Annotated in this window: 13 protein-coding genes; 1 reads left to right on the forward strand and 12 read right to left on the reverse strand. The window is 30.6% G+C overall.

The features are described 5' to 3' along the window. Positions 1 to 67 precede the first annotated feature (67 nt). From CLHOM_RS07725 to CLHOM_RS07780, 12 genes are all read right to left on the reverse strand, one after another. Positions 68 to 1,930: a sensor histidine kinase gene (locus CLHOM_RS07725; protein ID WP_052221126.1), complete on the reverse strand. Its 1,863-nt coding sequence runs from the start codon at positions 1,928 to 1,930 to the stop codon at positions 68 to 70. Positions 1,931 to 2,036: 106 nt separating this feature from the next. Next, positions 2,037 to 2,159 (reverse strand): cyclic lactone autoinducer peptide, encoded by a 123-nt coding sequence (locus CLHOM_RS07730; protein ID WP_052221127.1) that lies wholly within the window; start codon positions 2,157 to 2,159, stop codon positions 2,037 to 2,039. Position 2,160: 1 nt separating this feature from the next. Then, the gene (locus CLHOM_RS07735) at positions 2,161 to 2,817 is read right to left on the reverse strand and encodes an accessory gene regulator ArgB-like protein (RefSeq protein WP_052221128.1); all 657 of its coding nucleotides are present in this window, start codon (positions 2,815 to 2,817) and stop codon (positions 2,161 to 2,163) included. Further along, entirely contained in the window at positions 2,792 to 3,271 is a 480-nt protein-coding gene (locus CLHOM_RS07740; RefSeq protein WP_052221129.1) for a hypothetical protein, read from the reverse strand. The genes CLHOM_RS07735 and CLHOM_RS07740 overlap by 26 nt, the downstream gene beginning before the upstream one ends. A gap of 398 nt (positions 3,272 to 3,669) precedes the next feature. Continuing rightward, complete coding sequence (locus tag CLHOM_RS07745) at positions 3,670 to 4,923, reverse strand: EAL domain-containing protein (RefSeq protein ID WP_052221130.1); 1,254 nt, start codon at positions 4,921 to 4,923, stop codon at positions 3,670 to 3,672. A gap of 29 nt (positions 4,924 to 4,952) precedes the next feature. After that, on the reverse strand, positions 4,953 to 5,639 hold the full coding sequence (locus CLHOM_RS07750; RefSeq protein ID WP_052221131.1) for an amino acid ABC transporter ATP-binding protein: 687 nt from the start codon (positions 5,637 to 5,639) through the stop codon (positions 4,953 to 4,955). 10 nt (positions 5,640 to 5,649) lie between these two features. Continuing rightward, positions 5,650 to 6,291 (reverse strand): amino acid ABC transporter permease, encoded by a 642-nt coding sequence (locus CLHOM_RS07755; RefSeq protein WP_052221132.1) that lies wholly within the window; start codon positions 6,289 to 6,291, stop codon positions 5,650 to 5,652. A 22-nt stretch (positions 6,292 to 6,313) separates the two neighbouring features. Next, complete coding sequence (locus tag CLHOM_RS07760; RefSeq protein ID WP_052221181.1) at positions 6,314 to 7,120, reverse strand: transporter substrate-binding domain-containing protein; 807 nt, start codon at positions 7,118 to 7,120, stop codon at positions 6,314 to 6,316. Between the two features lie 81 nt (positions 7,121 to 7,201). After that, positions 7,202 to 8,113, reverse strand: coding sequence for a ketopantoate reductase family protein (locus CLHOM_RS07765; RefSeq protein WP_052221133.1), 912 nt, complete (start codon positions 8,111 to 8,113; stop codon positions 7,202 to 7,204). A gap of 176 nt (positions 8,114 to 8,289) precedes the next feature. Then, positions 8,290 to 8,766: an acetolactate synthase small subunit gene (gene ilvN, locus CLHOM_RS07770; protein WP_052221134.1), complete on the reverse strand. Its 477-nt coding sequence runs from the start codon at positions 8,764 to 8,766 to the stop codon at positions 8,290 to 8,292. Between the two features lie 15 nt (positions 8,767 to 8,781). Continuing rightward, positions 8,782 to 10,404 (reverse strand): biosynthetic-type acetolactate synthase large subunit, encoded by a 1,623-nt coding sequence (ilvB, locus tag CLHOM_RS07775; RefSeq protein WP_341376970.1) that lies wholly within the window; start codon positions 10,402 to 10,404, stop codon positions 8,782 to 8,784. A 300-nt stretch (positions 10,405 to 10,704) separates the two neighbouring features. Further along, positions 10,705 to 11,889, reverse strand: a complete 1,185-nt coding sequence (locus CLHOM_RS07780) for an MFS transporter (RefSeq protein ID WP_052221135.1) — start codon at positions 11,887 to 11,889, stop codon at positions 10,705 to 10,707. A 126-nt stretch (positions 11,890 to 12,015) separates the two neighbouring features. Between CLHOM_RS07780 and CLHOM_RS07785 the strand changes: the two genes are divergently transcribed. After that, positions 12,016 to 13,212: an acetate/propionate family kinase gene (locus tag CLHOM_RS07785; protein ID WP_052221136.1), complete on the forward strand. Its 1,197-nt coding sequence runs from the start codon at positions 12,016 to 12,018 to the stop codon at positions 13,210 to 13,212. The last annotated feature ends 24 nt before the right edge of the window (positions 13,213 to 13,236 follow it).

Raw genomic sequence — 13,236 nt, forward strand, 5'->3', positions numbered from 1 at the left:
TAAATTATTAAAAATGTTTATCTTTATAAACCAGGGATAATTTTAAAATATATTGCAGTTGCTATATCTAATTTAAAATTGAATATATATCAGAAAATTCTATATTAATTCTTTCCACATTAGTTTCAAAAATCGTATTTTTCATGTGATCTTCTATATTAATTACTTCTACAGGAAGCTCAATAGTAAACTCGCTGCCGACACCCTCTTTACTTGAAACACTTATTTTACCACCGTGCATTTCTACAAAGGATTTTACTATATATAGTCCTATGCCAGAGCCTTCATTTGGTCTTGATAGAGATTTATTTACTTGTCCAAAACGCTCAAAAATAAAATCCAATTTATCTTCTGGTACTCCATCTCCTTCATCTTTTATGGATATAGCAATTGTCGATCCTTTATCCTGAAAACTAACTAAAATTTTTCCTCCTGATGGAGAATATTTAAAGGCATTAGATAGTAAGTTTAAAATTATTCTTTCTATTTTATCGTGGTCGAAAGCCATTACCTTCTCTTCCACGTCGGTGTCAAAAATAAGTTCTATATCTTTACTTTCTATATAAGCAGCTACTGAAAGAGTAATATCTTCAACTACTCTTACAATATTGTCATTTACCTTATTCAAGGTTAAAAATCCTGAATCTAATTTAGTTACATCAAGAAGATTATTAACTAACCTTATAAGCCTAAAACAATTTTGCTTCATCATATTTACATAAGATTTGCATTTATTTATACTTTTCTCGCTATAATCATCAAAATATATGTGCATAGTTTGAAGAGCTACATAAATAACATTTATTGGTGTCTTTAACTCATGAGAAATATTTGTTAAAAATTCAGTAATAAGGGCATTATACTCTCTTGTTTCATTTAAAAGCTTCTCATTGGTTTCTATATCCTTCATCAGGTTTTGTATTTGTTTTTCAGAGCTTATATCAAGTAAAAAGGTTAGTACTGCTGGCTTACCTTCATAAATAAAAAATGACGAAGTATTACGTACCGAAATAGCATTTCCTAAATAGTCTATTATATCTTCATCTTCTATAACATTTGATAAATTATTATTGCATATATCTATATACTTATTTTTTATTTTTTCCTTATCTTCTGTGGGATAGTGCTCATACATAAATATTTCGTTTAACTTTTCCGCATTCTCATAGCCTAAAAGCTTTGCTGCCCTTTCATTAGCATAAAATATTTGCCCATCTTTATGTACTAGAATAGCATTTTGTGCATTTTCAAATAACATCTCAAAGCATATGTTATTTTTTAATAGAGCCTCCTCAATGTCATGTCTACTTTTGTGGCTTTCTTCTAATTCATTACTTAATATGTTAATCTGCTCAGTAGTTCGCAGCTTATATTCTTTTTCAAAATCCACGTAATATCCAAGAATCCAGGTTATAAATACATAGATTCCAGTAATAATTAAATCCCCTTCAAAATTATTATTAATTCCATTTATAATAGGAGCATATAAAAAATCAAAGCCTAGTATTATAAAAGAAGAAATTAGAGTTGTAACCATTCCATAACGTAAGCCATATTGAATAACAGAGGTTATAATTAAAAGTAAGAATATGTATTTCACTTCACTTTCATAGGAATTAGAAAGGTACATGGAGAATGATAAAAAAGCTACGAAGAAGGATATTTCAATCCATGAAAATGCATCATACTTTTGATTTTTATATATCATTTTTTTACGCATAACAATCCAAAATATATATATTAGTATTGTATTACATATTAACAATATCATTGCTTGTAAATTAAAAGCTCCATTACTTCCACCAAATAACGACCAATAATTTGGCAGGTTTTTATATATAGTAATTTCAGCAAAAAATATCATAGCAATTTTTACAATCAATATCATTATACCTATATTTTTTTCACTTACTTCACTGGTCCCTTTCATTTGTTACCTCCAAATACCATAAAAATACTTAAAACATCTCACACATAGAAGATATGATTAATACCATATCTTCTATGTGAAGGATGTTTTTCTAGTAATTATTTAATTACTTTCTTAAAGCTTCTGGTTCTTCTGGTTGATAGTATGCATATACACATGCTGATGCAGATATTGATAAAGCCATAACAGTGCAGATACTTGCAATAAGTGCTACCATTTTTCTTTTCATTTTAATTACCTCCTAAAATATATTTTAAACCAGCGTCAACCTTATTTAAAATCACTGCTCCAATGCTTGTAAGTGTAATTGCTTGCCACAAGGCACCAAATGCAATACATTGAAAAGCCTTAAAATACATTAAATTTCCATATGCCGAGTAAAATTCTATTAGAGTTATCATACAAAGCATATAAAAACAAATAAGTATTATGGAGTAAAGTTTGAAGCGCTGTTTTATAACAGGATTAGTAATAGGCTTCTTAAGACTATCCACAGGTGCATTCTTTATGATAATTATAAGAGCTATCAATACACAAACAATACCAACTATTATCATAATTGAAGTATCGATGCTGATCAGAATTTTGTCCATGATAATTCCAAACCCAACTGATATAGTTGTTCCTATTATTACACATATATTAGGAGCAGAAGCATGTACGCCACCTGAATATTTTCTTAGTGCACTTATAATAATTGAAAATAGCATAGCCTCATAAAATACTCCAAATATTAAACCAAAAATAGCAGTCCACCCTATACTCCAAACTATCTGCAGTAGACTAATAGCACCATATACTATAATTTTCTCTTGATTTTCATCAATGTTTAAAATCTTTCTTGATTTTATTCCTATATTACTAGCTACTCTTTCCGTTAGAAACACTATCAATACCTTCTCTCTTTTTTAATAATTTATTAATAAAGTAAATAAAAATAGTAAGTATAATTAGTGAAGGGGTGTACAAAATTAATTTCATCTCTATATTACTTAATTGAACTTCTATATTTATCTTAAATATAGAGAGTAATAAATAGTTTAGCATTTCAGATGCTAATAGTAGTAAAGTCAACACTAATGTACTATAAACCCCTTTTATTATAGGTATCCCTATAACAATTAAAATACAAATAGTTAAAACATTATTCAGTATCGTATGTACCCCATAATGTATAGGAAGTTCTCTCACTCCAAAGGTAATTGCAGCTAAAATAAGAGTAGCAAATATATAATTCTTTAATTTAAACTTTTCCCTGGAAATCACATAAACTCCCCACATAAAAATCATCATTTCTGGAATAACTCTAAAAAAGAATTCAATAGTTGCCAGTTTTAACATACTACAATTACCCCTTTAAACATCATTTTAGTCTTTATTAATTTTTTTTGAAAATTAATGTAAAATACATAATTAAAATATATTCTTTGTTATAATTACCTTATATTGTATTATTCTACATCATTATCTAAAATCCTTTTTTTAAAATATTATTTTAAAAAAAGAATTTCGCCAAATTTTGCAATATACTTAATTTTATTGCTTTTTAACATTAATTATTATAATTTCATATTAAGTAAAATAATTCAAATATCCTATTGATAGCAGTATAATTATAGATAACGTTTACAGAAAGGTAGTTAAATATATGTCAACAAAAAAGTTTAAGAAAATATTAAAGCCGATAATTTAAATTACCGGCTTTAATATTTAAGATAACTATATCATTTAATTTATCATTATAATTTGTGAATCAAATCTACACACAATATATATTTATTGTTCTCATGCTTAAATATACGAGATATGGTTCTGCAAACGCTGCCTGTTGCATGTGATATATATGGTGAGGAAGTATACTTGTTAGTCTTTGAATTAATAAGATCATAATAATATTTTTTTAGAGAATTATCTTCTCCCTTAACTGAAGGATAAAATATTAGTCCTTTTCTAGGATTGTCCTTAGTTATGCTCGAAAATACAGTATCACTAACTTGAATTCCTTTATCATCAAGTATATATACACATTCCATATTTAAATTTAAGTCCTTGTTAATTTCAACAAAGTTTAAGAGCAAATTATCAAATTCATTTATATCTGCCCTTTCAAATTCTGATATTATGTGATTTAAAAGAGAATCTATTTTCCTCTTAGAAATTCTCTCTTTCTTCACCTTTAAACTCATGTAACTTTTATACTGTATTGAAGCACTTTTAATTCTAAAATCAATATTACTAATTGATTCCTCTGATAAATTTAAAGGCTTTGAAAAAAAATATCCTTGTATTAAATGAGCTCCATATTCAATTGCACAATTCAGCTCCTCTTGTGTTTCTACCCCTTCTGCTACAACTATTGCTCCTATATGATTTGCCAGCTTAACAAGGCATTTAAATATTTCTTGCTTATAGTAACTTTTATCAACATCTTTTATAAGAGTTATATCTAATTTTATAACATCTGGTTCTAAAAGTAGTATTCTTTCAAAGTTTGAAAAACCTGCACCCAAATCATCTAAGGCAATTAAAAATCCTTCTTTTCTGTATTTTTTTACGAATTCAACTAATACATTAATATCTTTTACGTGAGATTCATTAATTTCAATTACAATATTTTCTGGAGAAACTCCATGACTTAATACTTGCTGAAAAAGGTAATTAGAGCCCCTACCCTGTTCAATAATTGAAGCATCAATATTTACAAACAAATGAACATCTTTATTATGAAAATCTAACTTATTAAATCCTTCAATACATTTTTCACGACATAACCTATCTAGATTTATTTCAAGTCCGTATTTATGAGCATATTCAAAGATTTTAATTGGAGAAATTAAGCTTCCATCTAATATACTTACTCCTCTTGACAATCCTTCGAAGCCAACAATTTTATTTTTTGCTAAAGATATAATTGGTTGATAATATGGAATTATTCTTTCATTATCTATAATTTCTTTTATTTCATTAATTTCATATAAGCGGCTCTCTCTCATGCTATAAATTCTTCTCCTAAATAAATCCCTTACTTCATATACATGTGCTCTTCGTTTAATATGCCCTTGTCCATAGAAAGAATCCTATCAGCAACATTAGTCCCGAAAGTCATGTCATGAGTTATTATTAAAACGGTCATGGACTTTTCCACAGCAAGTTTCTTTATAAGGTTTGCCACCTCTCCTGTAAGTCCTGGATCCAATGCAGAGGTTGGCTCATCGAAACATATAAGCTTAGGCTCCATAGCAAGAGCACGTCCTATAGCCACCCTTTGCTTTTGACCTCCTGAAAGCTCACAAGGATAATTATCTTTCTTATCTAATAGCCCTAAAAAGCTTAGTATTTCCACAGCCTTTTTTTCTGCTATTTCCTTTGAAAGCCCTAATACTACTCTTGGTGCTTCTGTAATATTTTCTAAAACACTCATATGTGGAAATAGATTAAAGCTTTGAAATACCAGCCCTATATCTTTTCTAATTTCTATCTCATCTTTTTTAGAGGATGCTACACCATCCTTGTACAAGTACTTCCCATTTATTATAATAGAGCCCTTATCAGGATCTGTTAATCCGTTTATGCATCTTAAAAGGGTTGTCTTACCTCCTCCAGATGGTCCAACAATTACTGTAATTTCCCCTTCCTTTAATTGAAGATTTACACCCTTTAGAACTTTATTCTTACCAAAGTTTTTCTCTAATCCTTCTACCTTAAGCATTATTGCCCTCCTATTGATAATAGCTGTATCTTTTTTCTATAAGCTTAAATAGCTGCGTAAATACTGCAATTAAAAGTAAATAAATGATACCAACTGCCACCAATGGTATTAAAGAGGCTTCCTTGTTTGATGCAATCTTACCAATTTTCAATAGTTCATCTAAACCAACTACATATACAAGGGCAGTATCCTTTACAAGAGTAATAACTTCATTAGCTACTGCTGGCAATATCCTTTTAGTTGCCTGAGGAAGAACTATCTTCATAAATATATGTCTTGGTGGAAGTCCAAGAACCTTTGCTCCTTCGTACTGACCTTCATCTATAGAGGATATTCCCGCTCTAAATATCTCTGCTAAATAAGCTCCATAATTTAGAACAAAGGCTAAGATTGCAGCTGGAAATCTATCAAAAGCAATGCCTATGATAGGTAATCCAAAGAAAATAAATACAATCTGTAAAAGAAGAGGAGTTCCTCTCATTATTAATACATAAAAACCAGTTACCGAGCTAACTATTTTATTTTTAGATAATCTTCCTACTGCAATTAATACTCCAAGTGGTATTGAAAAGACTAAAGTCAATATAAATACCTGTAAAGTAACCTTAAGCCCTTCAAATATCTGAGGTAATAGGTTAATTATGTTATTCATAGAAATCCTCCTCTATAAGCCACTATTTAAATATGTCTTCTCCAAACCACTTCTTAGAAATTTCAGCAGCTTTACCATCTTTCTTCATTTCATCAAAAGCAGCGTTTAATTTATCAAGTAAAGCCTTGTCTTCTTTTCTTACACCAACGCCATAAGATTCACTTCCGAAGTCCTCTTTTAATACTTTATATTTTTCTTGTCCTTTTTTGCTGATGTAATATCTTATTAATATTTCGTCTGCTACTACTGCATCAATTCTCTTTGCTTCTAAATCCATTAAAGCATCATTGTTAGTTTCAAAAGTATAGATCTTTCCATCCTTAAAGCTCTTTACAAGTTCTGGTTCCTTGTTTATTGCATCCACAGCGCTAGATTGATTTTGAGCTCCTACCTTCGCTCCTTTTAAATCAGCCTTTGCATTTAGCTTTGAATCTGCAAGAGTTACAATAACTTGTCTATTATCTAGGTATGGTCTAGAGAAGCTTACTTTTTCTTTTCTTTCTTCAGTTATTGTATAACCATTCCATATAAAATCTATTTTACCTGAAGTAAGTTCTGATTCTTTCATAGACCAATCTATTGGCTGGAATGTTATTTCTTTTCCTATTCTCTTTGATACTTCCTTTGCAAGGTCTATATCAAAGCCCACTACTTCACCTTTATCGTCCTTAAAGCCCATTGGAACAAAGGTATCGTCAAAACCAAGAACTAATTTTTCTTTAGATAATGCACCTTGTTCTGCCTTTTTAGTACACCCTACAACACTTAATGCTAATACTGAAATTACTGCAATTGCTATAATACTTTTTAAGCTTTTTTTCATTTTTATATCCTCCATTTAATTAATAATTACTTCATACACTTATTACTTTAACGCATTAAATTGATAAGGTCAATATGTATATAAAGGTTAAAAATGCTCATTTTTGTACTCAATTGCTTTTATCATTTTAAATAAAAGTTCATTAATAGGAGTAGGTACACCAAATCTTTTTCCAAGCTCTATAACTTTACCAGCAAGCATTTCCACTTCTGTTTTTCTTTTAGCTTCTACATCTTGCAGCATTGAGGTTTTTTTCTCCGGTGCTAGCTTGTTAAGAATTACTATGAAATCATCTATACCACTTTCCTCTAAATTAATATTCATAACCTTTGAAAGCTCAATTACTTCCTTCATAGCACTTATCATAAAGCTTCTAGCTTCTTCGTTCTGTTGGAAAAGACCATAAGGCCCAAGAAGTACAGCCGAAGTTTGGTTAATTCCAACATTGATTAAAAATTTCCACCATTGTTCCCTTATCATTTCATTAGAGATTTTATAAGAAATCTTAGCTTTTTTAAACAGTTCTTCAACCTCAGCTACAGCTTTAGGATTTTTACCAAAACCATCTCCAAATACAATTGTTCCTTGGTTTAAATATTCAATTCTATTGCCTATCCTAAGTGCATCTATTACAACTGAAAATCCAAATAATACTTTTTCTTTTCCAAAAATATCCGCTAATATCTCTTCAGAATCAATACCATTAAGCAAGGATACAATTATAGTTTCTTGTCCCACAAATGGCTTCATAAGTTTAATTGCATCTTTCAAATCATGATATTTAACAGATACAAAAATTATATCCATCTTAATAGAATCTTCTTTATCAGTTAGCATATTTAAATCATAATGTTTGTTATTTACAAAAATACCTTCTCTTTCATATCTTTCCTTTCGTGAATCATCAACAATCACGTAAATATCTATACTTTCATCCATCATTTGAGCCCCATATGTACCACCAATAGCTCCAAATCCTACAAATCCAATTTTTTGCATACTAACCCCTCCATTTCTAAATAATTTATTGATAATATATACCTTTTATTTTGAAAGGTCAAATATAACTTTCATATTTATCCATTAAATTACATAAAGACGGCTCCTGTTTAAACAGGAGCCAAGTTGTTCTAGACATCATTATGCTTTTTTATATTAATCTATTGATATATTATCTATACTCCCTTATTTAGAGCTACCATCCCTGTTCTTGCAAGCTCAACAATTCCATAAGGTGTGATCATCTTAATCAATAAATCAATTTTTTCTGGTTTTCCACTAAATTCTATAGTTAAAGTTGATTGAGACATGTCAACTATCTTAGCTTGCAATATGGTACATATATCTAGTATCTCACCACGATTGTTTCCTTGAGAATTAACTTTTATAAGTACTAGTTCTCTCCTAATTGAACATTCTGTCTCTAACGTTTGAACTTTTATAACATCAATTTGCTTATTTAATTGTTTTTCAACCTGCTCCATTGTACGCTCATCTCCACTAGATACAATGGTCATTCTGGAAATAGAGCTATCCTCTGTTTCCCCGACAACAAGGCTTTCGATATTAAAACCTCTTCTTGAAAATAGTCCTGCTGTTCTTGAAAGAACGCCTGATTTATTTTCAACTAAAACTGAAAATATTCTTCTCATAAGCTCTACTCCTTTCTATTGTGTAACTTCAAAAGGATATATATTAAGTTCCATAATACACGAACCCTTTTCTTCAATAAACTTTTCAATTGACTGATTCATTTCATTCATATCTTTTACACGAATAAAAGGTATACCATAGGCACTAGCTAAAATGCCAAAATCAGGACTTCCTTCAAGACTTACTGCCATAAATCTATCTTCCATTTTATTATGCTGAAATTCTCGTACCAAACCTAAATAAGTATTTCTCATAATAATTACTTTTATTTTAATCCCAAATTGCACGATGGTAGCAAGTTCCATAAAGCTCATTTGGAAGGATCCATCTCCGCATACTGCTACTACCTGCCTATCTGGTGCTGCTGCTTTTGCTCCCATGGCAGCAGGTATAGAATATCCCATAGTACCCATTCCTCCAGTTGTAAAAAATCTTCCATTTCTTACAATGTGGTTATTAGCAGACCATAATTGATTTTGACCTACATCAGCAACATATATAACGTCTTCGTCTAACTTTTCTGACAATTTACTAATGAATTTAGCAGGGTTTACATATCCCTCTCTATCTTCTTTAATCTTTGTCATTTGTTCTTTCCACTTGTTTAAAGTTGATATCCATTCTCTATTATCACATTTGATTTCATTTTGTAAAATTTGATCTAAAACCTTTCCTGCATCACCAACAATAGGAATATTTGTCCCCATTATTTTCCCTATTTCTGCTGGGTCAATATCAATATGAACTGTTACTGTATCTTTTTCAACTAATCTTGGATTTGTTACAGCTCTATCTGCAACTCTTGCACCAATAATAATTAGTAAATCGCTTTCATTTAAAGCTTTATTTGCATAGGATTTTCCACTAGAACCAAGCATTCCGAAATACAATGGATGTTCAGTTGGCAAAGCACCTATTCCCATCATTGTGGATATAACAGGTATTGAAAGCTTTTCACAAAATTCTCTTAGCTTATCTTGTGCCTTGCTTGAGAAAATACCTCCTCCAACACATATTACAGGTTGTTTTGCATCTTCTATTGCTTTAGCAACTCTTTTAATCTGCATTACATGTCCTTTAACGTTTGGCTTGTATCCTCTAATGTTAACTTCCTTTGGATACTCATCAAAATCTATCAACTGATTCTGTATATCCATAGGAACATCGATAAGCACTGGTCCTGGTCTTCCTGTAGAGGCTATATGAAATGCTTCTTTAAATATACGCGGAATATCTTTAGCATCTTTCACTAAGTAGCTGTACTTTGTAAATGGTTCTGCAGAACCTGTAATGTCTACCTCTTGAAATACATCACTGCCTAATTGATCACTAGGTACCTGACCTGATATAGCTATTAAAGGTATGCTGTCCATGTACGCTGTTGCCAATGCTGTAATTAGGTTTGTAGCCCCTGGGCCACTTGTCACTACACATACTGCCGGTTTTCCTGTTACTCTTGCATAACCATTGGCTGCATGTCCTGCATTCTGTTCTGTTCGTACTAAAACATTTTTTATGCTTGAACTATAAACGCTGTCATAAAATGGACAAATAGCAACCCCCGGATAACCAAATAACAAAGAAATTCCTTCTTCTTCAAGACACTTAACCATTGCTTGAGCCCCTGTTATCTTCATTTTATCCATCCTTTCAAACTTGGCTATTATAAATAATAACCTACCCCATATTGTTTGTTGTATTATAATAATATACTATTTTAATTGTTTTATTGTCAAGAGTAAGGTAGTTAAGCTTTCCCCTCTTGCCTTTCGCTTAAAAATGTGGCTCCAAGTATAAGTATTCCACCAATTGCTTAGATATAACTCATCTTTTCTCCTAAAAAAATTGATGCAATTATTACTGCAGAAATTAGATCTATATAGCTTAGAACAGCTATCGACTGGCCTTTTAGTTGTTTTATGGCTGTAAAATACAAATCATATAGTTTTTCTGTAAAATATCATCATAAGTATAGCGGCTACTAGTGCTAATACTGATCCATAATAAAATGGGACACTGTTATTTATGTTATCGTAAAGAAATCCTGCTATAAGACTTGCAGGTAACAGAGTAAATCCTAATAGACAATTATAAATTCCAAGTCCAGTACCACGCTTATCTTTATCAATAAGATCTGAAACTAATGCTTTTTGCACTCCATCAGTAGTTGCACTATAAAGTCCATATAAGGCAAATAGTAAAATTAATACTGTCTTACTGCTTGTTTTTCCAAATCCAAAATATATTACTGAATATATAATATATCCAAAAATTATAAGTTTTTCTCTTCCTATCTTATCTGACAAAATTCCTGCAGAAATAGAAAAAATGACCGATACAGCGTTGAATATAAGATATATAATAGGTATAAATGCAGCTTCAATTCCAATGTCACTTGCTTTTACTAGCAATAATGCATCTGTTGAATTTCCAAGAGTAAAAATAAAAACTATGAAAAGAAAAATATAATACTTTTTTGAAAAATCCTTAAATAAAATTGGTCCTAAAGGCTTAACCTTATCACTTTTTGCTTCTTTCACAAAGTAAATAACAGAAATTAATCCTAATAAACCTGGAATTGCTGCAAATAAAAATACTCTCCTATAATTGCCCGGGAAAAGCAATAGCACTCCTGCAGCAAGTAGTGGTCCTATTATTGCTCCACTATTATCCATAGCCTTATGAAAACCAAAGCTTTTTCCCTTTGAAGACTCCTCAGAGGAAGCAGCAATTAAACTATCTCTAGGGGCTGTTCTTATTCCTTTCCCAAGTCTTTCAGAAAACCTTATAACTAAAACCTGAAATGGAGTATTAACAAATGCAAAAAGTGGGGAAAGAAATATAGTAAAAGCATATCCAATAATCATGAAAGGTTTGTTTTTTCTGATTTTATCGCTCCACCAACCTGACAAAGCTTTAATTATAGAAGCTGTGCTTTCTGCAACCCCTTCAATTAATGACAATTCTGTTTTTGATGCTCCTAAGGTTATTAAAAAAAGCGGCATAATTGCATATATCATTTTTGTTGTGGTATCAGTAAGAAAGCTGGTAATCCCCACAAAAAAAATATTTCTTTCAAGTCCTAAAATCTTTTTTTCAGTGTATGTTTTCTCTATATTCATGGCTTATTCCTCTTAGAACTAATTTTATTTCCACATAAATTACATAAATATATGTTACCACATTTATTATTTAACTACATTAATAATTAAGGTATAATAAAAAGAAAAATAGCTGGAGGTTTTTATATGAAGATCTTAGTTTTGAATTGTGGAAGTTCCTCAATTAAGTTTCAAGTAGCTGAAATGCCTGAATATGAGGTTTTAGCTAAAGGAAGCATTGGAAGAATTGGATATGAAGATTCTGAATTTAAATATAGTGGTAAAGGCCTTGATGAAAAGCTTGTAATTTGTCCTATTCTAAATCATGAAGAGGGAATTAATTTAATCTTAAAAACCTTATTTGATCCAACTACAGGTATGAATATTAAATTAGAAGATATTAGTGCAATTGGACATAGGGTTGTTCAAGGTGGAGATAAAAACAGCATTTCTTTAGTTATTGATGATACAGTAATTAACAATATAGAAGAGATTAAAGACTTAGCACCTTTACATAATCCAAATCACCTAGCTGGAATTTATGCATGTCGAAAGCTATTACCAAATGTGCCTCAAGTTGCAGTATTTGATAACGGATTTCATAGTACTCTTCCTAAATCCACTTATCTATATGGATTGCCTTATGAATATTATGAAAAATACAAAATTAGAAGATATGGATTTCATGGCATTGCTTTTAGAAGTATGGCTGAAGGAGTTAAAAAATTACTAAACCGCCCCTTTACTGAATTTAAAATTGTTAATATGATGCTTGGAAGTGGCACTACAGCTAACGCTGTTCTTTACGGAAAGTCTATGGAAGTTAGCACTGGTTTTACACCGCATGAAGGTTTAATTCAATCAACAAGGGCAGGAGATCTAGATGCCGCAGCCCTACTGTATCTTATGAAAAAGGAAAGTCTTTCAGTTGATCAGATTGACGACCTTATAAATAAGAAAAGCGGCTGGAAAGGATTATCAGGTATCAATAATGACATGAGGGAAATTTACAATAGTGCAAATGAAGGAAATGAAAGAGCTAAAATTACTATTGACACTGTTTGTCATAGATTCAAAAAATACATAGGTGCTTATGCCGCTATTTTAGAAGGAATTGATCTGCTAGTATTTTCTGGTGGAGTAGGCGAAAATGCCTGGTATATTAGAGAAAAAGTCTGCAAAGGTCTTGAGTTTATTGGCATTGATTTAGATAAAGATAAAAACAAAGCCCTAAAAGGCGCAGGAATAATTAGTAAAGAAAATTCTAAAGTTAAAATCCTAGTTACTTATGCAAATGAAGAAAAAATTATAGCAGAAGATACTTTTGAATTAATAAGTAAATAACAAGAATGGGGAAATATAAAATTT

Origin of the sequence: Clostridium homopropionicum DSM 5847, assembly GCF_001263795.1 — a bacterium.
Taxonomy (GTDB): Bacteria; Bacillota; Clostridia; order Clostridiales; family Clostridiaceae; genus Clostridium_H; species Clostridium_H homopropionicum.

Excerpts from the sequence above, each read along its gene's own strand:
- CLHOM_RS07725 (WP_052221126.1), bottom strand. The coding sequence starts at position 1,930 with ATGAAAGGGACCAGTGAAGTAAGTGAAAAAAATATAGGTATAATGATA.
- CLHOM_RS07730 (WP_052221127.1), bottom strand. The coding sequence starts at position 2,159 with ATGAAAAGAAAAATGGTAGCACTTATTGCAAGTATCTGCACTGTTATG.
- CLHOM_RS07740 (WP_052221129.1), bottom strand. The coding sequence starts at position 3,271 with ATGTTAAAACTGGCAACTATTGAATTCTTTTTTAGAGTTATTCCAGAA.
- CLHOM_RS07745 (WP_052221130.1), bottom strand. The coding sequence starts at position 4,923 with ATGAGAGAGAGCCGCTTATATGAAATTAATGAAATAAAAGAAATTATA.
- CLHOM_RS07750 (WP_052221131.1), bottom strand. The coding sequence starts at position 5,639 with ATGCTTAAGGTAGAAGGATTAGAGAAAAACTTTGGTAAGAATAAAGTT.
- CLHOM_RS07755 (WP_052221132.1), bottom strand. The coding sequence starts at position 6,291 with ATGAATAACATAATTAACCTATTACCTCAGATATTTGAAGGGCTTAAG.
- CLHOM_RS07765 (WP_052221133.1), bottom strand. The coding sequence starts at position 8,113 with ATGCAAAAAATTGGATTTGTAGGATTTGGAGCTATTGGTGGTACATAT.
- ilvN (WP_052221134.1), bottom strand. The coding sequence starts at position 8,766 with ATGAGAAGAATATTTTCAGTTTTAGTTGAAAATAAATCAGGCGTTCTT.
- ilvB (WP_341376970.1), bottom strand. The coding sequence starts at position 10,404 with ATGAAGATAACAGGGGCTCAAGCAATGGTTAAGTGTCTTGAAGAAGAA.
- CLHOM_RS07780 (WP_052221135.1), bottom strand. The coding sequence starts at position 11,889 with ATGAATATAGAGAAAACATACACTGAAAAAAAGATTTTAGGACTTGAA.
- CLHOM_RS07785 (WP_052221136.1), top strand. The coding sequence starts at position 12,016 with ATGAAGATCTTAGTTTTGAATTGTGGAAGTTCCTCAATTAAGTTTCAA.